The organism is Microtetraspora fusca (assembly GCF_001570365.1).
Taxonomy (GTDB): domain Bacteria; phylum Actinomycetota; class Actinomycetes; order Streptosporangiales; family Streptosporangiaceae; genus Microtetraspora; species Microtetraspora fusca.
In genome coordinates this window covers 377,915-399,830 of sequence record NZ_BBYK01000041.1, presented here as the reverse complement: position 1 = coordinate 399,830, position 21,916 = coordinate 377,915, and the positions used below count along the sequence as shown (strand labels likewise).

At 74.6% G+C, this 21,916-nt stretch carries 10 protein-coding genes and 1 pseudogene; 2 read left to right on the top strand and 9 right to left on the bottom strand.

Annotated features, from left to right (window positions below; genetic code table 11):
* Nucleotides 1-150 precede the first annotated feature (150 nt).
* Complete coding sequence (locus tag AWQ68_RS09065) at nucleotides 151-3,621, top strand: indolepyruvate ferredoxin oxidoreductase family protein (protein WP_084463781.1); 3,471 nt, start codon at nucleotides 151-153, stop codon at nucleotides 3,619-3,621.
* Between the two features lie 29 nt (nucleotides 3,622-3,650).
* Here AWQ68_RS09065 and AWQ68_RS09060 read toward each other — a convergent pair whose 3' ends face one another.
* The 9 genes from AWQ68_RS09060 to AWQ68_RS09025 are packed head-to-tail and all read right to left on the bottom strand — an operon-like array spanning nucleotide 3,651 to nucleotide 20,903.
* On the bottom strand, nucleotides 3,651-6,809 hold the full coding sequence (locus AWQ68_RS09060; RefSeq protein WP_066937578.1) for a non-ribosomal peptide synthetase: 3,159 nt from the start codon (nucleotides 6,807-6,809) through the stop codon (nucleotides 3,651-3,653).
* Nucleotides 6,806-8,734, bottom strand: coding sequence for a non-ribosomal peptide synthetase (locus AWQ68_RS40600; protein WP_084463780.1), 1,929 nt, complete (start codon nucleotides 8,732-8,734; stop codon nucleotides 6,806-6,808). The genes AWQ68_RS09060 and AWQ68_RS40600 overlap by 4 nt, the downstream gene beginning before the upstream one ends.
* A gap of 45 nt (nucleotides 8,735-8,779) precedes the next feature.
* Nucleotides 8,780-10,240: a condensation domain-containing protein gene (locus AWQ68_RS40595; protein ID WP_169808882.1), complete on the bottom strand. Its 1,461-nt coding sequence runs from the start codon at nucleotides 10,238-10,240 to the stop codon at nucleotides 8,780-8,782.
* Complete coding sequence (locus AWQ68_RS09050) at nucleotides 10,237-10,425, bottom strand: MbtH family protein (RefSeq protein WP_066937575.1); 189 nt, start codon at nucleotides 10,423-10,425, stop codon at nucleotides 10,237-10,239. The genes AWQ68_RS40595 and AWQ68_RS09050 overlap by 4 nt, the downstream gene beginning before the upstream one ends.
* Nucleotide 10,426: 1 nt before the next feature.
* Nucleotides 10,427-11,857 (bottom strand): condensation domain-containing protein, encoded by a 1,431-nt coding sequence (locus tag AWQ68_RS09045; protein ID WP_066937572.1) that lies wholly within the window; start codon nucleotides 11,855-11,857, stop codon nucleotides 10,427-10,429.
* On the bottom strand, nucleotides 11,854-12,129 hold the full coding sequence (locus tag AWQ68_RS09040) for an acyl carrier protein (protein WP_066937567.1): 276 nt from the start codon (nucleotides 12,127-12,129) through the stop codon (nucleotides 11,854-11,856). The genes AWQ68_RS09045 and AWQ68_RS09040 overlap by 4 nt, the downstream gene beginning before the upstream one ends.
* Complete coding sequence (locus tag AWQ68_RS09035; protein ID WP_066937565.1) at nucleotides 12,123-13,709, bottom strand: condensation domain-containing protein; 1,587 nt, start codon at nucleotides 13,707-13,709, stop codon at nucleotides 12,123-12,125. The genes AWQ68_RS09040 and AWQ68_RS09035 overlap by 7 nt, the downstream gene beginning before the upstream one ends.
* A gap of 1 nt (nucleotide 13,710) precedes the next feature.
* Nucleotides 13,711-15,252, bottom strand: coding sequence for a class I adenylate-forming enzyme family protein (locus AWQ68_RS09030; RefSeq protein ID WP_066937562.1), 1,542 nt, complete (start codon nucleotides 15,250-15,252; stop codon nucleotides 13,711-13,713).
* Nucleotides 15,249-20,903 carry a non-ribosomal peptide synthetase/MFS transporter gene (locus tag AWQ68_RS09025; protein ID WP_157545043.1) on the bottom strand — a complete coding sequence of 1,885 codons (5,655 nt, stop codon included), beginning with the start codon at nucleotides 20,901-20,903 and terminating at the stop codon, nucleotides 15,249-15,251. The genes AWQ68_RS09030 and AWQ68_RS09025 overlap by 4 nt, the downstream gene beginning before the upstream one ends.
* Before the next feature lie 491 nt (nucleotides 20,904-21,394).
* On the opposite strand from AWQ68_RS09025, the pseudogene AWQ68_RS45670 reads away from it, so the two are divergent.
* Nucleotides 21,395-21,799: pseudogene (locus tag AWQ68_RS45670) on the top strand (thiamine pyrophosphate-dependent enzyme); the annotation flags it as partial.
* Nucleotides 21,800-21,916 lie beyond the last annotated feature (117 nt).

The following is a 21,916-nucleotide window of genomic DNA, read 5'->3' as shown; positions in this document are numbered from 1 at the left end:
AACTCCTCGGCTCGGGCGAAACGAACCTTAGCGAAACGCGGCTTTCCCGCAAACCTTTTGCGTCTTTTCCGCTTCTACTCGCCAGATGCTTGCGCATGTCGGGAACGCGTTGCTGTGCTTGGGCTCCCCCAACGGAGCCAGGAGGTTCGCGTGCGCCCCAATTCCGCAGCCGGTCCGGCAGAGGTGTCGCTTGAGGACAGGTACTCGGCCGCGGACGGCCGGGTGCTGATGTCGGGCATCCAGGCCCTGGTCCGCCTGACGCTGGAGCAGCGCCGCCTGGACCGGGAGCGCGGCCTGAACACGGGCGTCTTCGTCTCCGGCTACCAGGGCTCGCCGCTGGGCGGGGTGGACCTGGAGATGGGCCGGGCCGCCCGCTTCCTCGAACCGGCGGGCGTGGTGTTCCGGCCCGGGCTCAACGAGGAGCTCGCGGCCACGGCGGTGGCCGGGACGCAGCTCCTCGCTCAAGTGCCGGGCCGCCGGCACGACGGCGTGACCGGCTTCTGGTACGGCAAGAACCCCGGCCTGGACCGGGCCGCCGACGCCATCCGGCACGGCACGCTGGCGGGCACCGCGGCGCTCGGCGGCGCCGTCGCCTGGATCGGCGACGACCCGGGCTGCAAGTCCTCGACCGTGCCCAGCTCGTGCGAGCCGATGTGCCAGAGCCTGTCGATGCCGCTGCTCGCGCCGGGCTCGGTCGCCGAGATCATCGAGTTCGGCCTGCACGCGGTCGCCCTGTCCCGCCTCAGCGGGCTGTGGACCGGGTTGAAGATCGTCGCGGACGTCGCCGACGCGTCCGCCACCGTCGATCTCGGCCCGCTCCGGGAGGGCGTGCCGGCGCCGGACCACGCCGACCGCGGCGCGTCGCCCCTCCTGGTCGGCCCCGCCGCCCTGGACGCCGAGCACGACCTGCTGACCCGCAGGCTGGAGCTGGCCCGCCGCTACGCCCGCGAGCACGGCCTCAACCGGGTGACCTTCGACGCGCCGCGCGCCACGCTGGGCGTCCTCGCGTCCGGCACGTCGTACGCGGTGGTGCGGCGGGCGCTGGCCGACCTCGGCCTGGACGAGGACGCGATGGGGGACCTCGGCCTGCGGCTGATCCGGCTCGCGATGCCGTTCCCGCTGGCCCACGACCACCTCGCCGCCATGACCGCCGGCCTGGACAAGGTGCTGGTCGTGGAGGACAAGGTGCCGTTCCTGGAGGGGGAGCTGAAGCAGGCGCTCTACGGCGGCGAGCGCGCCCCCGCCGTGGTGGGCCGCGAGCTGCTCACCGCCCGCGGCACCCTCGGCGCCGAGGACGTGGCCCGGGCGCTCGCCGCCTGCGTCGGCGCGGACCGGCTGCCCCGGGCGGCGGCCGTCCGGCTCCAGTCCCTGGCTCCCCGTAAGGCGCCCCGCCGTACGCTGCCGCTGGTGGCCGCGCGCACGCCCTACTTCTGCTCGGGGTGCCCGCACAACTCCTCGACCCGCACCTCCGACGACACGCTGGTCGGCGTCGGCATCGGCTGCCACGCCATGATCGCCCTGGACGGGAACGGGCGCGGCACCCGCGTCGGCATCACCCAGATGGGCGGCGAGGGCGCCCAGTGGATCGGCCTGGCCCCCTTCACCGACGACCGGCACTTCGTGCAGAACCTGGGCGACGGCACCTTCCACCACTCCGGCTCCCTGGCGATCCGCGCCGCCGTCGCCGCCGGGGTGACGATGACGTACAAGCTGCTCTACAACGACGCGGTCGCCATGACCGGCGGCCAGCGCGCCGAAGGCCGGCTCGACGTCCCGGCGCTGACCCGGTCGCTGGCCGTCGAGGGCGTCCGCCGGATCGTGATCACCACGCCGGAGCCGGAGAGCTACCGGGGGGTGCGGCTGGCGCCCATCGCGACCGTCCGGCATCGGGACGACCTCGCCGAGGTCGAGCGGGAGCTGGCCGCCGCCGAGGGCGTGACCGTGCTGATCCACGACGACCGGTGCGCCGCCGAGGAGCGCCGACTGCGCAAGCGGGGCAAGCTGCCCACCCCGGCCGCGAAGGTCGTGGTCAACGAGCGGGTCTGCGAGGGCTGCGGCGACTGCGGCGACGTCTCGACCTGCCTGTCCGTCCTGCCCGTCGAGACCGAGTACGGCCGCAAGACCCGCATCCACCAGCCGTCCTGCAACTCCGACCTGAGCTGCCTCAAGGGCGACTGCCCCTCGTTCCTCCTCGTCGAGCCTCGTGACTCGGGGAAGCCGCGCGCGTCCGCGCCACGGCTCGTGCCGCGGCCGCCGGTGGAGGTGACGGAGCCCGCCCGCCGCCTGGACGGCGAGTCGGTGCTGGTCAGGATGCCGGGCATCGGCGGCACGGGCGTCGTCACGGTCTCGCAGATCCTGCAGATGGCGGCCCACATGGACGGGCTGCACGCGGCCGGGCTGGAGCAGACCGGGCTGGCGCAGAAGGGCGGCCCCGTCGTCAGCGACCTGCGCGTCTCGACCGGGCCGGTCGTCGGATCGCTCCGCGCGACGCCCGGCACCGCCGACGTGCTGATCGGCTTCGACCTGCTCGGCGCGGCCGCCGACGCCAACCTCGCCGTCGCGTCGCCCGACCGCACGGTCGCCGTGGTCAGCACGGCGCTGGTGCCGACCGCCGCCATGGTCACCGGGCGCGTCGCGGTGCCCGGCTCCCCCGCCGACGCGCTCACCCGGATCGAGTCCGCCACGCGCGGCGCGGACAACCTCTATTTCGACGCCCACGGGCTGGCCGAGGCGCTGTTCGGCGACCACATGCCGGCCAACATGCTCCTCGTCGGCGCGGCGTACCAGCACGGCTGCCTCCCGGTCTCGGCCGAGTCGATCGAGCGGGCCATCCGGCTCAACGGGGCGGCCGTCGAGCAGAACCTCGCGGCCTTCCGCTGGGGACGGGCCGCCGTCGTGGACCGCGACGCCGTCCTCGCCGCCGCGTTCCCGGCAGCGGCGACGACCCCGGACGCGGGATCGGAGACCGAGACTCTGGAGCGGGTCCTCGCCGCGCGGATCGCCGACCTGACCGGCTACCAGAACGCCGCCTACGCGGGCACGTACGCCGAGGACGTGCGGCGCGTGGCCGCCCTGGCCGCCGAGCGGGCGGGCGAGGAGGCCGGGGCGCGGATCGGCCTCGCCTACGCCCGGTCCCTGCACAAGCTCATGGCGTACAAGGACGAGTACGAGGTCGCCCGGCTGCACCTGGACCCGGCCGAGAAGGCCAGGCGCGAGGACGAGTTCGGCGCGGACGCGGTCGTCTCCGTACTGCTGCACCCGCCGCTGCTGCGCGCCTTGGGCATGAAGCGCAAGATCAAACTGCAGCGCTCGGCGGGCGCGCTGTTCCACGGGCTGCGCGCCGCCCGGGTCCTGCGCGGCACCGCGCTGGACGTCTTCGGCTACGCCCGGGTGCGCCGGGTCGAACGGGAGCTGGTCGGCGAATACCGCGCGCTGGTGCGCGACGCCCTCGCCCGGCTCACCCCCGCGACGGCCGACGCCGTCGCGGAGATCGCGGCCCTGCCGGAGGCGATCCGCGGGTACGAGGACATCAAGCTCGCCCGGGTCGCCGAGTACCGCGAGCGGGCCGCGGCCGCCCTGGAGCAGCTGACCGCCCCCGAGCCCGCCCCCGAACCCGCCTGACCCTCGCACACCTCGCCTCCCCCGGGACGTCAGGTCTCGGGGGAGGCGAGGAGACGCTCGGCCTCCTCGTCGGTCATCCCGTCCAGCTCGGCGATCAGCAGGTCCTCCACGGCGGACGCCAGCTCGGCCACCGTCCGGGCCTCGAAGACGGTCCGCACCGGGACCTCCACCCCCGTCGTACGGCGCAGCCGCGCCGCGACCCGGGTGGCGAACAGGGAGTGGCCGCCGAGGGCGAAGAAGTCGTCGAAGGCGCCCACGCCGGGGACGCCGAGCAACTCCTCCCAGATGCCGGCCACCAGCTTCTCGGCGTCCGTGCGCGGGGGGACGTCCGCGGGCGAGGAGGCGCGCTCCGGTTCCGGGAGCGCGACCCGGTCGATCTTGCCGCGCGCGGTGAGGGGCAGCGCGTCCAGGGTCACCCAGGCGGTCGGGACGAGATGGCGCGGCAGCGCCCGCGCGACGTGCGCGCGCAGTTCCTCGTGCCCGGCGGTTCCGGTCACGTAGGCCACGAGCCGCTCCGCGCGGACGGTGACGAACGCCTGGCCGACCTCGGGATGGGCGAGCAGCCGGGCCTCGACCTCGCCGGGTTCGATCCGGAAGCCGCGCACCTTGAGCTGGTCGTCGATCCGGCCCAGGAACTCCAGCCTGCCGTCCTCGCGCCACCGGGCCCGGTCCCCGGTGCGGTAGCGGCGCGCTCCCGGCGGGCCGCCGGGGTCGGGCACGAAGACGGCGGCCGTGAGCGCGGGACGGCCCAGGTAGCCCCGGGCGACCCCCGCCCCGCCGATGACCAGCTCCCCCACCGCCCCCTTCGGGAGCGGCGCGCCCCGGCCGTCGAGGAGGTGGACCGCGGTGGCGCCCACCGGCCGCCCTATCGGGGGCCGTACGGCCGGGCCGCCGTCGTCGCGGGCCAGCTCGGTCGCGGTGGCGATGACGGCGGCCTCGGTCGGACCGTACGTGTTGACGAGCCGGACCCCGGCTCCGAACCGGTCGTGCCAGCGGGCCACGGCCGCGCCGGACGCCTGCTCGCCGCCCAGGATCACCAGGCGCAGGGACGGCGGCCAGGCGATCTGGTCGATCTCCTCGACCAGGTGGTGCCAGTAGGCGGTGGGCAGGTCGAGCACGGTGACCCGGCGGCCGATGGGAGACGCGAGCAGGTCGGGGAGCGTGGCCGCGCCCTCGGGCAGCAGGACCAGCGCGGCCCCGGCGGCGAGCGCCGGGAACACCTCCTCCAGATGCGTGTCGAAGCTCAGCGACGCGAACTGGACCACGTGGTCGCCCGGCGTGAGCCCGTACTCCTCGCGCATCCAGCGCACGCGGGAGGCGATGGCGGCGTGCTCGACCGCGACCCCCTTCGGGCGGCCGGTCGAGCCGGAGGTGGTGATGACGTACGCCAGGTCCGCGGGCCGGGCCGGCGGCGCGATCGGGGAGCCGGTCCGGGCGGTGGCCCCGGGGTCGATCGCGGTGAACCCGTCCGGCGGCTCGCGCCGGGTGATCACGTGGGTGACCCCGGAGTCGGCGAGGGAGAAGGCGAGCCGTTCGTCCGGGTCGTCCGGGTCGAGCGGCAGGTAGGCGGCGCCGGCCCGCCAGACGGCGAGCAGGGCCGTGATCGCGTCGACGGAGCGGGGCAGGCACACGCCGACGACGTCCCCGGGCCGGACACCGCCCGCGCCGAGGGCCGCGGCCAGCGCCTCCGCCCGCGCGTGCAGCTCCCGGTGGCTCAGCGCCGTGTCGCCGCAGATCACCGCCGCGGCGTCGGGCGTGCGCCGTGCCGCCTCGGAGAGCATCTCGGGCACGAGCGGTCCGCCCGGGTCCGCGCCGTCGCCGGCGAGCGCGTGGATGTCCGCCAGGTCGGCCTCCGTCCAGAGGCGCAGCTCCGAGATCCGCCGATGCGGCTCACCCGCGACGGAGCCGAGCAGGAGCAGGAAACGGTCGGCGAGCCGCCGGACGGTCTCCCGACCGGCCTCCCCGGCCCCGACCCGGGAGACGTCGTAGCAGAAGGAGACGGCGAGCTCGGGGCCGTCCCGCCATGCCTCGACGAGCAGGTCGGCCTTGGCCTGGCGGAAGCCGTCCGGGAACAGGCTCACGGCCAGGTCGCCGAACGGCCCGGCCGGGCCGGTGTCCTGGTTGTGCAGGATCAGCATGGTGGGCATCAGCGCGTCGGCCGGATGGCCGATCCGCTCGAAGGGCACGGACGGCCGGCTCATCGCGTTCAGCGCCTCGGCCCTGGTGCGGGCGAGGAGGTCGGTGAACGCCGGGTCGCCGGCGAGGTCGCCGCGCAGCACCGCCGTCTGGGCGAGATACCCGATGAGTGGCTCCAGCTCGACGCGCTCGCGGCCCGCGACGGCCGTGCCGACCAGGAGGTCGGTCCGCCCGGTGTGGCGGTGCAGCAGGACCTGGTAGGCCGCCATGAGCACGGTGAACAGGGTGGTCCGGTGCTCGCGCCCGAGCCGTTCGAGGCCGCGCGTCGTCTCCTCTCCGAGGCGGACGACGTGGAACGCGCCTTGTCGCGCGGCGCCGGTCCGCTCCGTCTCAGCGGCGCCGACCGTGGGGAAGGGCGGCTCCGGCGCCGGCGGGTCGGCGAGCCGCTCCTGCCAGTACGGCACGGCGCGTTCGGCCCGGCGGCGCTGCCAGCGCGCGTAGTCGGTGGGCTGGACCGGCAACGGCCGCAGCCGGGGTTCGCGGCCGCCCAGCCGGGCGGTGTAGCACTCCGCCAGGTCGTCGAGGAGCACGTTCAGGGACCAGCCGTCGCCGATGATGTGGTGCATCGTGACGCACAGGACGTGATCGTCCGGGGCGATCCGGATCACGGCGACGCGCAGCGGCACGCCGTCGGCGAGGTCGAACGGCGCGTTGACGCGTTCGGACACCAGGCGCTCGGCCGCCTCCCGATCCGCCGCGTCCAGCCAGCGGACCGGCCCATCGGCTCCGGGCGCGCGGACGGCGGTCGCGGGTGGCGCAGCGACGGCCCAGGGCACCCCGTCCACCTCGGCGAAGCGCGTACGCAGGCTCTCGTGCCGGGCGACGACCCGTGCGAACGCGTCCTCCAGGGCGGCGCGGTCGAGCGGCCCGCGCAGCCGCCGGACGAGGTACATGGTGTAGGAGGCGTCGTCCGGATAGAGGCGCTGAAGGAGCCAGAGCCGCTCCTGTGCCGGGGACAGCGGGGCCCGCACCGGGGAGGCCGGGGGCCTCATGCGTCCGGCGCCAGTTCGTCGAAGAGGGCGGCCAGCTCATCGGCGTCGAGGCCGTCCAGCTCGTCGCGGAGCGCGGCCACCTCCACGAGGTCGAGGTCATCGTCGTCCAGGCGGTTCATCTCCACGGCCAGCTCAGCGATCGTCGGGTGCTCGAACAGCACCGCGATCGGCACCGCGACGGTGAACCGGGCCTGGATCCGCGCGATGATCCGGGTGGCGGTCAGCGAGTGCCCGCCCAGCTCGAAGAAGTCGTCGTCCACGCCGATCGGCTCCTCGACGCCGAGCACCTCGCCCCACATCGCCACCAGTTCCTCCTCCAGCGCGGACGCGGGAGGCCGGTACGGAGCCGTCCGGGCGCGGGTCCATTCGGGCGGCGGCAGCGCCTTCCTGTCGAGCTTGCCGTTGGGGGTGAGCGGGAGGGCGTCCAGCACCACGCGGTGCGCGGGCACCATGTACTCCGGCAGGCTCCGGCGCAGCCCCTCGCGCAGCGCCGCCCACGACCCGGCCCCATCGGTGGCATCGTCCCGCTCGGCCGGGTCCTGCGGTCCCGGGACGACGTACGCGACCAGGCGGGGCAGGCCGTCCGGGCCGTCGCAGACACCGGCCGCGGCGTTCGCGACCCCGGGCGCGGCGCGCAGGGCGGTCTCGATCTCGCCCAGCTCGATCCGGAAGCCGCGGACCTTGACCTGCTGGTCGGCCCGGCCGAGGTAGTGCAGCCGCCCGTCCCGGACGCTGACCAGGTCGCCCGTGGCGTACATGCGGGCGCCCGGGACGCCGGAGAAGGGGTCGGGCAGGAAGCGCGCGGCCGTCAGGGCGGGCATCCCGCGATATCCGACGGCCACCCCGGCACCGCCGATGTGCAGCTCGCCGGCCTCGCCCGGCGGAACCGGCCGCCCGTCCGGGCCGAGGACCCGTACGGTCGTCCGGCCGATCGGCTCCCCCAGGTCGACGGGCGCGGGCGACGGCGCGACCCGCCCGGCGGTGGACCACACCGTCGTCTCGGTCGGGCCGTACACGTTCCACAGCCGCGCGCTGCCGTCGAGGAGCGCGTCGGCGAGGTCGCGCGGCAGGGCCTCCCCGCCGCAGAGCCGGGTCCTGATCCCCTCGGGCACTCCTCCGGATTCGAGCAGGATCCGCCAGCTCGCCGGGGTCGCCTGCATCACCGTGACCGCCTCGGCGACGGCGCGGGCCCGCAGCGCGCGGCCGTCGGCGGTCTCGTGCGCGGAGGCCACGACCACCCGGGCGCCGCAGGCCAGGGGCAGCAGCAGCTCCAGGACCGAGATGTCGAAGGACAGCGTGGTGACCGCGAGCCAGGCGTCCCCGGGAGACAGCTCCAGCAGGGAGGCGAAGGACTCCAGCAGATTCGCGACCGCACGGTGGGGAACGACGACCCCCTTGGGCCGTCCCGTGGATCCCGAGGTGTACATCACGTACGCCGGGGACGACGGCGCGGCGGGGATCGCGTCCGGGCTCGTGCTCGGGGCCGGGCCGGTCGCCGGGTCCAGGGGCGTGCCGTCCGGCGTGAGCCGTACGACGTCCCGTACGCCGTCGAGCAGGCGGGCGTCCACGGACGGCTGGGTCAGCACCAGCGCGACGCCCGCGTCCTCGCGCATGAGCCGGAGCCGCTCCTCCGGGAAGGCCGGGTCGAGCGGCACGTAGGCGCCGCCGGCCGCCCATACGGCCAGCATGGCCACGATCATCGCGGGCGTCCGGTCGAGGCACAGCCCGACGGGGGTCTCGGGTCCCACGCCCCGCCGCAGCAGCTCGTCCGCCAGCCGGCCGATCCGGTCGTCCAGCTCCCGGAAGGTCAGCTCGCCTCCGGCGCCGCTCACCGCGACGCCGTCGGGAGTGCGGTCGCGCCATCGCCGGATCAGCCCGAGCGCCGTCACGCCGCTCTCACCGGTCACCCCGTCGTTCACCTTCATGTGCCTTCCAGGCTTGAACTCATCGAACTTCGCTAATTACGACAATCACGCCAATTCGGACAGTCGGCGGTCCGGGTCCGCCCCGGCCCGCCGTACGACGTGGGCGAAGGCGTCGGCGAAGCGCCGCGCGGTCGCGGGCGTGAAGAGGTCGCGGCTGTAGTCGAGGACCCCGCCGAGCCCCTCCGGGCCGCGCCACACGTCCACGGAGATCTCGGCCTTCGTGTGGGCGGTCGGCGGCGCCGGATGGTGCTCCGCGTCGAGATCGCCCATCGAGGTCCTGAGCAGGTCACCCTTCGGCAGGTTGTGCAGGTTGAACATCGCCTGGCACAGCGGCGGCCGGCTGATGTCGCGCGGCACCCGCAGCGCGGCGAGCACGGCCTCGAACGGCGCGTCCGCGTGCCGCATCGCCGACAGCGTGACCTCGCGGACGCGCAGCAGCAGCTCACGGAAGGTCGGGTCTCCGGACAGGTCGGCGCGCAGCGCCAGCGTGTTGCCGAAATAGCCGATCAGGGGGGCCAGCTCGCCGGCGGACCGCCCGGCCACCGGCACGCCCACGCAGAAGTCGTGCTGCCCCGCCGCCCCGCCCAGCATGGCCTGGTACGCGGCGAGCAGCGCCATGAAGGACGTGCAGCGCGACTCCCTGGCCAGCCGCTCCAGCGGGGCGACGTCATCCGGGGGCAGCAGCAGGTGTTCCCTGCCGCCGTTCCCCGTCCGGCGGGGCGGCCGGAGGTGGTCCGCCGGCAGGCCGAGCGCGGGCGCGCCGGTCAGCCGCCCGGTCCAGTACGCCAGGTGGGCGGTGTGGTCGCGTTCTCGCTCCCGGGCGGCGTAACGCGGGTACTGCGTGGGCAGCTCCTCCAGCTCGGGCTCGCGCCCCTCCCGCCGCGCCGCGTAGCACTCGGCCAGCTCGCGCATGAGCACGTCCAGCGACCAGCCGTCCACGACGATGTGGTGCAGGACGATGCACAGCAGCGTGTCGTCCTCCCCCAGCCGGATCAGCCCGGCGCGCAGCGGCGGCCCGTTCTCCAGGTCGAACGGCCGGTTGACGAAGGCGGCCAGCGCCCCCTCCGCGCCCTCCGCGCCCTCCGCGCCCTCCGCGCCCTCCGTGTCCGGTTGCTCCGGATCCTCCGGAACGCCGGGGATCGCGATCCGTTCGACCGGGACCGGTGACGGCGGCAGCACGATCTGCGCGGGCGTGTCGGCCACCATCCGGAAGCGGGTCCGCAGCACCTCGTGGCGTTCGGCGATCCGGGTGAAGGCCGCCTCGAGCGCGCCCGGGTCCAGCGGACCGCGCAGCCGTACGCACCAGGGGGTGTGGTAGCCGGTGTCCCCCGGGGCGAACCGGCTGAGGAACCACAGGCGTTCCTGGCCGGGCGACAGCGGCCAGGCCCGCCCGGCGGGCTCCGCGTCCGGGAGGCGGCCGAGGGAGCGCAGCAGCGCCTCGCGGCGGTCCGGCGGCAGATCGGCGAGCCGCCTGCGCAGCGCCTCGCGCCGGTCCGGCACGGTCACCGGTCCCGGCCCCTGACGCTCAACGGCCGCATGTCGGTCCACACGGTGTCGATGTGGTCCAGGCACTCCTCGCGGGTGCCCTCGAAGCCGGTCGCCGTCCAGCCGGCCGGCGGCTCGCGGTCGCTCCACCAGACGGAGTACTGCTCCTCGTCGTTGACGACCACGCGCATCCGGGAGTCCGTCATGTCACCTCTCCGTGTTCTCGATCCAGTCGTCGCCGACCCGGGTCCAGCCGGCGGGCCGCCGTACGGGGGCGAGGCCGCAGACCTCGGCCACCCGGTCGAGCGGCACCTCCTCGGCGACCGCCCGGACCAGCAGGGTCTCCAGGCCGAGCAGCATCCGCTCGGCCGTCTCGCCGGGCAGGAAGGCCGTGTCGACCAGGACGAAGAACTCGCACGTCGCCGACGCGGGGCCGGTCGCGAAGAAGACGTGCGCCTTGACCTTGGGATAGCCGCCGACGAAGAACGTCCTGGTCCGCTCCCTGAGCGCGGCCGGGTCGCCGCGGTCGACCGGCGGCAGGTCCCGCCAGCGGCCGTCCGGCCGGACATCGTTGAAGAACGCGTCCAGGTCGAGGTCCGCGCCGCGTTCCCGCGCGGCCTCGGCCCGTACGGCGTCGACCGCCGACAGGTCGTAGTGGCCGTTCCGGTAGGCGGCCATCGCCTGCCCGTGCCCCCGGCGTACGGCGTCGGCGAAGGTGCCGTCGGCCAGGTCGAGGACGAAGAGCCCGTCGAGCGCGGCGGGGGCGGCCATGTCGCGAACGCACGGGTCGTGCCGGTTGGAGACGATCAGCTGGAGCGCCGCCGTCCGGTGTCCCGTCACGGCGGCCAGCAGCGCGGCGCTCGCCACGGTCAGCACGCTGGCGGTGGTGGCGGAGCAGCGGGCCGCGAGCGTCTCGGCGGCGACCGCCGTCGCGAGAGACCGCATGCCGTACCGGACGAACCGCGGCTCCTCCGGCTCCCTCCCGGGGAAGTCGAACATCGAGCGCGGCGCGCGCGCCAGGCCGGCCCGCCAGTGCCGCACCGCCCGCGCGGACCGCGCGGCCGCCTCGTCCCCGCTCTCGTACGCGGCCTGGTCGAGGGGCTGCCGTCCCGGCGCGGGCAGGTCGTCGCCGGTGAGGAGCCGCGGCCATTCGGTGGCGAGCAGGTTGAGCGACCAGCCGTCGACCGCCAGGTGGGACAGCGCGAGCGCGACCGCGCGCGGCCGTCCCCCGCTGATCACGACGGCGCACCGTACGGGCAGCTCCCGGGCGTAGTCGAACGCGGTCGCGGCCAGTTCGGCGGCGAGGGTCGTCGCCGCCGACATCGGCCGGGACGCGGTCTCGTACACGCCGACGGTGAGCCGTCCGGCGCAGGCCACCCGCTGGACGGTGCCCTCCCCCGTCTTCACGTAGGCCGTGCGCAGGGTCTCGTGCCGCTCGATCAGACGGCGGAGGGCGCGCAGCACGGCGGGCAGGTCCACGGCTCCGGCGACGGGCAGGGTCCAGGACAGGTTGAAGTACGGGTCGCCGTCGGGCAGCCACCGGGTGGAGCTCCAGATCATCCGCTGGCCCCAGGTCAGCGGAGCCTCACCGCCCCGGGCGCCGGCGAACTCGACCGTCTCCGGGGTGAGCGGGGTCATCGGTCCCCGGCCCGGCCGCCGGGCGCGTCCGCCAGCCGGCCCGCCAGCCGGTTCGCCAGGTGGTCGGCGAGGCCGTCCAGCGTGTCGAGGAAGGGGCCGTCGAGATCGACGTCGCACCCGAACTCGACCTCGATCGCGTCGATCAGCCGTAGATAGACGAGCGAGGTGACCCCGAGGGCGGGCAGGCTCCGGTCCGAGGCGAGGACGTCGGCGGCGGCGAGCTCTCCGCCGCTGGCCCGGGACACCAGCTCGGCCAGGCGTTCCCTCAGCATCCCTCCTCCTCCTTCAGGCGGGCGATCTCCTCGGCGACGCCGTTGATCGTCGGGGCGTCGAAGAACACGTCGAAGGACAGCTCGACGTCCAGCCGCTCGCGGACCTTCGCGATGATCTCGGTGATCGACAGGGAGTGCCCTCCGAGGTCGAAGAGGTCCTCGTCCGGGCCGACGTCACGGCCGAGCACCTCGCACCAGATCTCGCCCACCTCCCGGGCGTACGGCAAGACCTCCCCAGCGGGCGGCGCGGCCCCGGCAAGCGAGGCGTCCGCGGTGGCCTCCCCCGCGGGCTCCCGCACCGGCTCGGCCACCGGCTCGGGCACCGGCTCGGGCACGGGCAGATCGGCGATGTCGCTGCCGGGCCGGGCCGCGATCGCGTCGAGCAGCGCCAGCAGGTGACCGGTCACGCTCTCGCAGTGCGCCCGCCCGAGGATCTCCGGGTTGTACTGGAAGCGGGCGGCGATGCCGTCCGGCCCGTCCACGATCTGGAGGTGCAACGTGCCCCGGACCGCCTGGTTGAACATCATCCGGTCCACCGAGACGCGCAGGCCGGGGAACGCGGGATCGTCCCCGTCGCGCCTGCGGTAGCTGACCGAGACCGGGGTGAGCGCGGTGCGCGGGCTCACCCCGCCGACCGCCCTGGCCAGTGGGACCCCCCGGAAGCGGTAGACGGCGCGCAGTTCCTCCCGCACCGCGCGGGCCAGATCCGCGAACGTGCCGTCGAAGGCGCCCGCGGACGGGACGGTCACCGGCAGCTCGTTGACGAACAGCCCGATGTGGTCCCGGGTCCGCTCGGTCCTGGTGGACAGGTCCACCGCCACGGCCGCCCCGTCGTTCCCGTACGCGCGGAGCAGGGTGTGCAGCGCGGCCAGCACCAGCTCGAACCGGGTGACGCCGATCCGCTCCGCGGCGGCGGCGACGTCCGGCCCGATGGAGAAGTCGACGACCTCTCCCGCCGCCGCCCTGACGGAGGGCGCGACGAGCCCGGGAAGCGCGAGTCCCGGCCGGTCCCGCCAGCGGCTCCGCCAGAACTCGGCGGCCGCGTCGAGCAGCTCGGCGACCAGCGCGTTCTCCTCCGCCACGGCGTCGCCGTACGCGGCGGGGAGCGGACGGCCGGCGTAGGCGGCGGCGAGGTCCCGGACCAGGATGTCCTTGGACATGCCGTCGAAGACGGCGTGGTGGGCGACGAACACGAGGACGTGCCGCTCCGGGGCGAGGCGGAGGAGCGTGAACCGGGCCAGCGGCCCGGTGCCCAGGTCCAGCGCGAGGGCCGTCTCACGCTCGATCAGCCCGGCCGGGTCGCGCCCCGACACGTCCTCGAACCGGACGGGGGGCGCCACGGCGGCCGGCACCCTCGCCGGCGCGCCGTCCCGCTCGACCAGGGCGATCGCGAGCGCGGGATGCGCCTCGACGACCGCGTCGCACGCGGCCAGGAGCCGGTCGGTGTCGAGGGGACCGTCGAACCACATGGCGACCGGCATGTGATAGACCCGGCCGCCCGCTCCCATCCGCTCCGTGATCCACATGCCGTGCTGCGCGAGGGAGGCCTGTTCTCCCTCGCCGACGAGCGTCACTGACATCTCAGTCGCCTTCCGTATGGAGCCTGGAGTCGCCGAGCAGCGCGGGCAACTCCCTCTTGATCACCTTTCCGGACCGGTTCCGGGGCAGGTCGTCCAGGACGATCACCCGCTCGGGCAGCTCGTGCCCGGCCACCCGGTCCCTCAGGAACTCGCGCACCTCGGCCGCCGATATCCCCTCGTCCCTGGGCACGATCGCGGCGGCGAGCGCGGTCCCGAGCACCGGGTGCGGCACGCCGAAGACCGCCGCCTCCGCGACCCCCGGATGCTCGTACAGCGCCGCCTCGACCTGGAGCGTGGAGACCTTGAACGCTCCGGTCTTGACCACGTCGCTCTCCCTGTCGACCAGGTAGAGGTAGCCGTCCGCGTCGACGTGACCGAGGTCGCCCATCCGCACCCAGCCGTTCCGGAACGCCTGCGCGCTCGCGGCGGCGTCGCCGTAGTAGGAGCGGGGGGCGGTGGGCGACCGCATCCAGATCTCGCCGACCTCGCCGGGCGGCAGCGGGTTCCCCGCCTCGTCGGTGACGCGCAGCGCGCCGCCGAACGCGGGCCGTCCGAGCGCGGCGGGCCGCTCCCGGTCGTAGATCATGATGGTCTGCGCCGGGGCGGCCTCGGTGGACGTGTAGTAGTTCGTCAGCGTCGCGTTGGGGAACGCCGCCGCCAGCCGCTCCGAGAGCGCGGGCGGCAGCGCCGCGGCGGCGGAGCCGAGCAGCAGCACGCTCGACATGTCGTGCCGCTCGGGCAGCCCCGCGTTGAGCAGCTCGATCGCCATGGACGGCACCATGAACACGGTGCCCGGCCGGTACGTCTCGATCAGCCGGGCGAACCGGCCCGGCGTGAACCTCGCGGGGGTGAGCACGGCGGGCCGCGCGTCCAGGGCGTTCAGCAGCATGGTCTGCCCGGCGTTGGTCCCGATCGGGAAGGCGTGCAGCAGGTGCCGCGAGTGCGCGAACCTGCGCCGGTGCGGCCGGGTGACGCATCCGTACGCCAGATTGGCGTGGGAGGCGCCGACCCCCTTGGGCCGCCCGGTGGTGCCCGACGTGTAGAGGATCTGAGCCAGGTCGCCGGGCCGGACCCGCGCCTCGGCGGGCGGCGCCGGCGCGGAGCCCGTTCCCGGCCCGGCTCCCCGCGCCGCTTCCGAACCGGCTTCCAGGTCGGCGGGCGCGGCCGTCCAGCGACCGCCGGGCGGCGCGACGAGGTCGCGGCCATGTAGCACGGCCACTGCGGCGCAGTGCTCCAGCATGTAGCGCGTCTCGGCGGGCGCGAGCCGGTCGGACAGCGGCACGGCCACCGCCCCGGCCTTCAGCACCCCGCAGAACGCCACGGCGTAGTCGATCCAGTCGCGGCTGCCGAAGAGGAGCCCGATCCGGTCGCCGGGCGCGACGCCGCGCCGGGTCAGCCCGTACGCCACGAGGGCGGAGCGCCGCTCCCACTCGGCGAACGTCATGGCCCCGTGGCCGTCGACGATCATCGCCACGCCGTCCGGCTCCTGTTCGGCGCGGATGCGCAGCAGGTCAGGGACGGTGTACGCGGGCGCGCCCGTCATACGGGCACCTCCTCGGCCTCGTGCGCGGAGCCGGAATCGTGCGTGGAGCCGGAATCGGGCGCGGAGCCGGAATCGTGCGTGGAGCCGGAATCGTGCGTGGAGTCGGAATCGTGCGTGGAGCCGGAATCGTGCGTGGAGTCGGAGCGGGACGCCGGGGCGGTCCCGCGCCGGGCCCGCTTCCCCAGGGCCTGGAACCCGACCAGGTCGTCCGGCAGGGCGTCGGGCACCTCCGCGTCGAACCGCCGCAGCGCCCTGGTCCGCATGGCGACCAGCGCGATCGCGGCGATCGCCAGGCCGAAGCAGGCGTACATGAAGCCGATCCCGCGTCCATCGCCGGTGCCGAGGAGCAGGCCGGCCGTGCCCGCGAGCGGTCCGTCCGGGGCGAGGAGCGGCTCGAACACCGCGGCGCCGTACGGCGCGCCGAGGCCGAACCCGATCGGCAGCGTGGACCAGGCGACCAGAGTGTTGAGCGCGATGACCCGGCCGTGGAAGCGCTGCGGCACCTTGACCTGGATGATCGTGGCGTAGACGCCGTTCAGCAGGGTCAGCGAGAGCGACATCCCGAACGCGCCGGCCGCGATCGTCACCAGGTTCGCGCGCAGCCCGGTCAGCAGGCAGAACACCGCGAGCGCGAGCGTCGCCAGGAGCACGCCGTACAGGCGGCGGCGCCGGGGGCCGCCCCACACGGTCATCGCCAGCCCGCCGAGGAAGACGCCGAGGCCGGCGGCGAACGACACCCGGCCCACGTCCGCCAGCGACGCGAACGACAGCACCAGCGGCGAGATCATCAGGAACAGCGGGGACAGGAAGACGTTCAGCACCGCGAAGTAGACGAGCATCGCGCGGAACCCCCGGTTGCCCCAGGAGTGCCGGATGCCGCCCGCCATCTCGGCCAGCACGCTCTCCCGCCGCCGCCACGCCATCGCCGCCGGGAACCGGACGACGAGGACGGCCAGCGTGGCCAGCGCGTAGCTGACGACGTCGATCGCGAGGATGCCCTCCAGCCCGATCGCCGACATCAGGCCGACCGCGATCAGCGGCACGACCAGTTGCGCCGTTCCGGTGACCATCTGGACGACGCCGTTGGCGTGCCCGAGGAACCGTTTCGGCACGAGCTGCGGGATGGCCGAGCCGTACGCGAGGCGCTGGAAGGTGAGCGCGACGGAGAGGCCGGCCAGCAGGGGATAGATGTGCCAGATCTGGAGGTTGCCGGTCCAGAGCAGGATCCCCAGCACCAGTTGGGTGCCGCCCGCCCCCGCGTCGCCGGCGAGCATGACCTTCCTGCGGTCGTACCGGTCCACGATGGCGCCGGCGAGCGGCGCGGCCAGCATTCCGGGCACCAGGCCGAGCACGGCGAAGAGCGCGAACCGGGCGAGCGACCCGGTGGTGAGATAGATCCAGATGGGGATGGCGAACTCGGTCAGCGCCGAGCCGGTGATCGAGATGAGCTGTCCCGCCGCGACCACGAGGAACCGCCGCATGCTGGGCGGCGGGCCCTGCCGCCGCGCCGGTCCTGCGGCGGCCGGTTCGTCCGGTTCGTCCGAAGCCGCCGGTTCGACCGGATCGGCCGGCTCGCGGGACACAGCCTCAAGCCACCACGTCCGGTCGTCGCCGTCCGGTGACCGCTCCAGCGGGGCGGTGCGGCCCGACTCGATGGCCTCGTGGGTGCCGGTGACGATCTCGGCGAGTTCGGCGGCGCGGTACCGCATGAAGAAGTGCCCGGCCTCGTCGATCACCGCGCAGGCGGCCGTGCCGGTGAGCCGGTGCCACTCGAGGTAGCGCTCCTGGTAGAACTCGGCCGCCGGGTCCCGCTCCCCCACCACCGAGATGATCGGGGCGCGCAGCCGTCCGCCCTCCTCCTCGAAGAGCCTGGTGAAGTACCGCTCGGCCGCGCGGGTTCCCTGACGGCGGTTCTCCACGATCAGCCGGATCTGGTCGCGGCCGAGGTCCTCGACGTCGAGCCCGGCCGCGGTGAGGGCGTTGACCCTGCCCTGGTCACTGGTCAGCCGGTCCATCAGCGTGCCGAGCCGGCCGAAACCGCGGCCCGGCCGGGCGAAGGGGAAGATGCCGCCCAGGTAGACGACCTCCACCGGGCGTCCGGCCGCCTCCAGCCGGCGGGCGATCTCGGTGACGAGCATGACGCCGAGCCCGCAGTGCCCGTAGAGGACGAGCGGCCCCGGGGCCTGGTCCGTGATCTCGACGATCTCGGCCACGCAGTCGCGGACGACCTCGTCGAACGGCCGGGCCTCCTCGCCCAGCTCGTGGCCGGGCACCGCGACGGAGTACAGCGCCCAGCCGGCGGGCAGGGCGTCGGCGAGCGGCTGGTAGACCACCGCACTGCCCCCGCCGTACGGCACGCAGACCAGCGTGGACGTGGCCTTCCGCGCCGGGGTGAGCCGGTGCAGCAGCGCGCGCGGCCCGGAGTCCTCGGATTCGAGGAGCAGCGCCAGCGCGCGGACCGTCCGGTGCTTGAACAGGTCGAGGACCGTGACCGCCCGCCGCGGGTAGGCCCGGCGCAGCCGGGCGACGACCCGCATGGCCAGCAGGGAGTGGCCGCCGAGCGCGAAGAAGTCGTCGAGCGCGCCCACCCGCTCCAGGTCGAGCACCTCGGCCCAGACGCCCGCGACCGCCTCCTCGGCGGGAGTGGCCGGGGCGGTGTACGCGGCGGCCGGGGTCTGCGCGCCGATCTCGGGAAGCCGGGCGCGGTCGACCTTGCCGTGCGATTTGAGCGGCAGCTCGTCCAGCCAGGCGTACGCGGCCGGGATCATGTACGCGGGCAGCCGGTCGGCCAGCCACGCGTGCAGCTCCGTCGCGTCCGGACGGGCGGCGACGGCGTCCGGCCCGGCGTCGGGGTGGCCGACGAGATAGGCGACGAGCCTCTCGCCGCGCGGCTCGACGACCGCCTGGGCCACGTCGGCGTGCTCCACGAGCACCGACTCCACCTCGCCCGGCTCGACCCGGTAGCCGCGGATCTTCACCTGGAGGTCGCGGCGGCCGAGGAACTCCAGCTCTCCGGAGGGCAGCCACCTGCCGAGGTCGCCGGTGCGGTACATCCGCGCGCCGGGCGGGCCGTACGGGTCGGGGACGAAACGGTCGGCGGTGAGTCCCGGCCGGCCGAGGTAGCCGCGGGCCAGACGCTCCCCGCCCAGGTGGATCTCGCCGGGGACGCCGATCGGGACCGGGCGCAGCCGCTCGTCGAGCACATGGACGCGCGCCCCGGGAAGCGGCGACCCGATCGGCAGGCCCGCCGCGCCGCCGCGTCCGAGCAAGGGGACATCCTCGCCTTCCGCGGCGACCTCGTAGGTGGTCACGCCGACCGTCGCCTCGGTGGGGCCGTAGTGGTTGACCACCCGGCACCTGCCCAGGGCGGCCAGCTCGGCCGCCCAGCCGCGTGGCGCGGCCTCCCCGCCGAGAAGCAGCAGCTTGCGCGGCAGCAGCTCGGCGGGGTCGGCGTCGGCGAGCAGGGCGGCCAGATGCGACGGGGTGATCTTGAGATAGTCGATCGGGACCCGGCGGAACGCGTCGGCCAGCTCGGGCCCGGCCGTACGGGACGGGACGAGGTGCAGCGTCCCGCCGGTCATCAGGCACAGGTAGAACACCGTCACGCCGAAGTCGAAGGCGAGCGACTGCAGCAGGGCGAACGACGAACCCGGCTCTACGCGGAGCCGTTCCCGGACGCCCGCGAGGTAGACGAGGACCTCGTGGTGCTGGATCGCGACGCCCTTGGGCCGGCCGGTGGTCCCGGAGGTGTAGATCACGTACGCCAGGTCGCCGGGAGCGCCCCGGACGGCGGCGGCTCCGTCACTTTCGTCGTCGGCGTCGTCCACGATCCCGTCGGGCGCGAGGAGGACGGAGGTCACGTCGGCGGGAAGCCGGTCCCGCAGGTCGCCGCCGGTCACCACGATCCGGGCGCCGGCGTCGGCCAGCACGTACGCGAGCCGATCGGGCGGGTGCTCGGGGTCGAGCGGCAGATAGGCCGCGCCCGACCTGAGCACGCCGAGGACCGCGACCGCGAGGCCGGCGGACTGCTCCAGGCAGATGCCGACCCGGTCGTCCGGCCCCACACCGAGCCGCCGCAGGCGGCGCGCGATTCGCTCGGCCCGCCGGTCCAGCTCCGCGTACGTGAGGGAGACGTCCCCGGAGACGACGGCCGTGGCGGAGGGGGTGCGCGCGGCCTGCGCGGCGATCACCTCGTGCAGGAGCGCGCCGTCCGGGGCGCCGGGCTCCGGAAGCGCCGGCGCGGCCGCGCCGAAGGCCAGCACCTCACGGAGCTCCTCCGGCGGGACCATCTCCAGCTCGGACGTCCGCGCGCCGGGGTCGGCGACGATCGACCGGAGCAGCCGCTCGAAGCAGGCGGCCGTCCTCCGGACGGTCTCGGGCGTGAACAGCTCGGTCCGGTACGTGAAGTTGCCGCGCAGCCCGTCCCCGGTCTCCATCAGGTAGAGGGCGAGGTCGAACCGGCTCGCGGACACCTCGATCGGGTGGGCCGACATGGCCAGGCCCTGGGTCCGCAGCGGCGCGGAGCGGTAGTTCTGCAGGGCGAACATCACCTGGAACACCGGCGACCTGCTGACGTCGCGCTCGACGCCCAGCTCGCCCACGAGCCGGTCGAAGGGCAGCTCCTGGTGCGCGTACGCGTCGAGCGCGGTCTCGCGTACGCGGGCGAGCAGCTCGGTGAAGGGAGGGTCGCCGGACAGGTCCGCCCGCATCGGCAGCGAGTTGACGAAGAGCCCGACCACACGTTCCAGCTCGGGCAGCTCCCGCCCCGACACGGGTGATCCGACGGCGAAGTCGCGCTGGCCGGAGAGGCGGGAGAGCAGCACCTGGAACGCCGCGAGCAGCGTCATGTACGGCGTCGCGCCGTGCGCGCGGCCCAGCTCGGCGAGCGCGTCGCAGAGCTCGCGGTCCAGCTCCAGGCCGTGCGCGGCGCCGTCCCAGCCCTGTTCGGGCGGGCGCGGCAGGTCGGTGGGCAGTTCCAGCGGCGGCAGCCCGGCCAGCCGGTCCCGCCAGTAGCGGATGTCGTCGTCGTGGGAGCGTCCCCGCTCCCACACGGCGTAGTCGCCGTACTGGAGGGGCGGGGGCGCCAGCCCGGCGTCCGTTCCGGTCCGGTACGCCTCGTGCAGGGCGAGGAGCTCCTCCATCACGATGTCGCAGGACCAGCCGTCCGTGACGGCGTGGTGCATCGTGAGCAGCAGAACGTGCTCCGCCGGGCCGAGCCGGACGAGGAGGGCGCGCAGCAGCGGGCCGGTCTCCAGGTCGAAGGGCCGCGCCATCTCCTCGCGCACGCTGCCGGCGTCCTCCGACAGCCGCAGTTCGGCCACCGGTTCCGCGTCGGCGACGATCTCGGGCGTGCCGTCGTCCGTGGTGACGAATCTCGTCCGCAGGCTCTCGTGGCGGCGGGCGACCTCGATGAGCGCCCGGTCGAGGGCGTCCTCGTCGATCTCGCCCGCCAGCCGTACGGCGAACGCGACGGTGTACGCGGTGGTGCCGGGGGCGTACTGCTCCAGGAACCAGAGGCGTTCCTGGGCGTGGGAGAGCGGCGGGCGGGTTCCGGCCGGGCGCGGCGGCACCGTCACGGCGGCGGCCTTCGCGGCGTTCAGCCGCTGCGCGAGCAGCGCCTGCTTCGCCGGCGAGAGGGCGCTCCGCGTCATGGCGCCGCCGTCTCGGCGGGTTCCAGCGTTCTTGACATGACATTCCCCTTGCGACCGGATCCGTCGGCGGGCCGCGATGACGCCGCGAAGCGGGCGGCGGTGAATCCGGCCCGGGTGGCGTTCGCGCGTAGTGGTGCTGGAGTCGTCATGGCGAGCCGGATCGTGGTGCCACACCGGCGGGAGCCATGGTGATGCCGCCGGCGCCGGGCCGATCCGCGGGGGCGCTGAGGCCGCCGCCGCTCGTGTTCGGTCCCGGACTGCCGGAAGTTAGTGGGAACGCTCCCACGTCAATGGAGGCTAGAGATGACGACTTTGATTCGTCAAGAGTCATGCAGGTTTCACGCCGTTATTAGTGAATTACTGTGAAAGATTCTAATATTTACGCACTTCAGCGGGCGGATCGTGCGGATTCAACACCCTCCGACTCTCCGACCGGGATTGACAGCGAACAGGCGCGAATCTACGCTCCGGTGGGAGCGCTCCCAAAAGACATGGCCAATGCCCGGTTGAGCGCACGTTCGATCGCCGACGCCCCCAGGAGCGCATCACCCGTGATCGTCACCGCTGCATCTCCTCAGAGCCTGCGGCCACCCCCCTCGGATCAGGACCTGCGGTCGCTGCTGCTCATCCGGCATTTCGAGCTGGCGTTGCTCCGGCTGTTCGAGCAGGGCGCCGTCAGCGGCACCACGCACACCTGCCTCGGGCAGGAGTACATCCCCGTCGCGCTCGCCCCGCTGCTCCTCGACGAGGACTTCGTGTTCAGCAACCACCGGGGCCACGGGCACTTCCTCGCCCGCCACGCCGAGCCGTACGGGCTGCTCGCGGAGATCATGGGGCGCGAGGGCGCGTTGTGCGGCGGAGTCGGCGGCAGCCAGCACGTCTACCACCGGCGGTTCCTGTCCACCGGCGTCCAGGGCGAGAGCCTGCCCGTGGCGACCGGCGTGGCGCTGAAGCGCCGGCTCCGGAGCGCTCGCCTGCGCGTACGTCGGCGACGGCACGTGGGGCGAGGGCGC

Bases quoted from the DNA above. Each gene is read 5' to 3' on its own strand.
- AWQ68_RS09030 (WP_066937562.1), bottom strand. From the start codon at position 15,252: ATGACGGGCGCGCCCGCGTACACCGTCCCTGACCTGCTGCGCATCCGC.
- AWQ68_RS09060 (WP_066937578.1), bottom strand. From the start codon at position 6,809: ATGAGGCCCCCGGCCTCCCCGGTGCGGGCCCCGCTGTCCCCGGCACAG.
- AWQ68_RS09045 (WP_066937572.1), bottom strand. From the start codon at position 11,857: ATGACCCCGCTCACCCCGGAGACGGTCGAGTTCGCCGGCGCCCGGGGC.
- AWQ68_RS40600 (WP_084463780.1), bottom strand. From the start codon at position 8,734: ATGAAGGTGAACGACGGGGTGACCGGTGAGAGCGGCGTGACGGCGCTC.
- AWQ68_RS09025 (WP_157545043.1), bottom strand. From the start codon at position 20,903: ATGACGCGGAGCGCCCTCTCGCCGGCGAAGCAGGCGCTGCTCGCGCAG.
- AWQ68_RS09035 (WP_066937565.1), bottom strand. From the start codon at position 13,709: ATGTCAGTGACGCTCGTCGGCGAGGGAGAACAGGCCTCCCTCGCGCAG.
- AWQ68_RS09040 (WP_066937567.1), bottom strand. From the start codon at position 12,129: ATGCTGAGGGAACGCCTGGCCGAGCTGGTGTCCCGGGCCAGCGGCGGA.
- AWQ68_RS09050 (WP_066937575.1), bottom strand. From the start codon at position 10,425: ATGACGGACTCCCGGATGCGCGTGGTCGTCAACGACGAGGAGCAGTAC.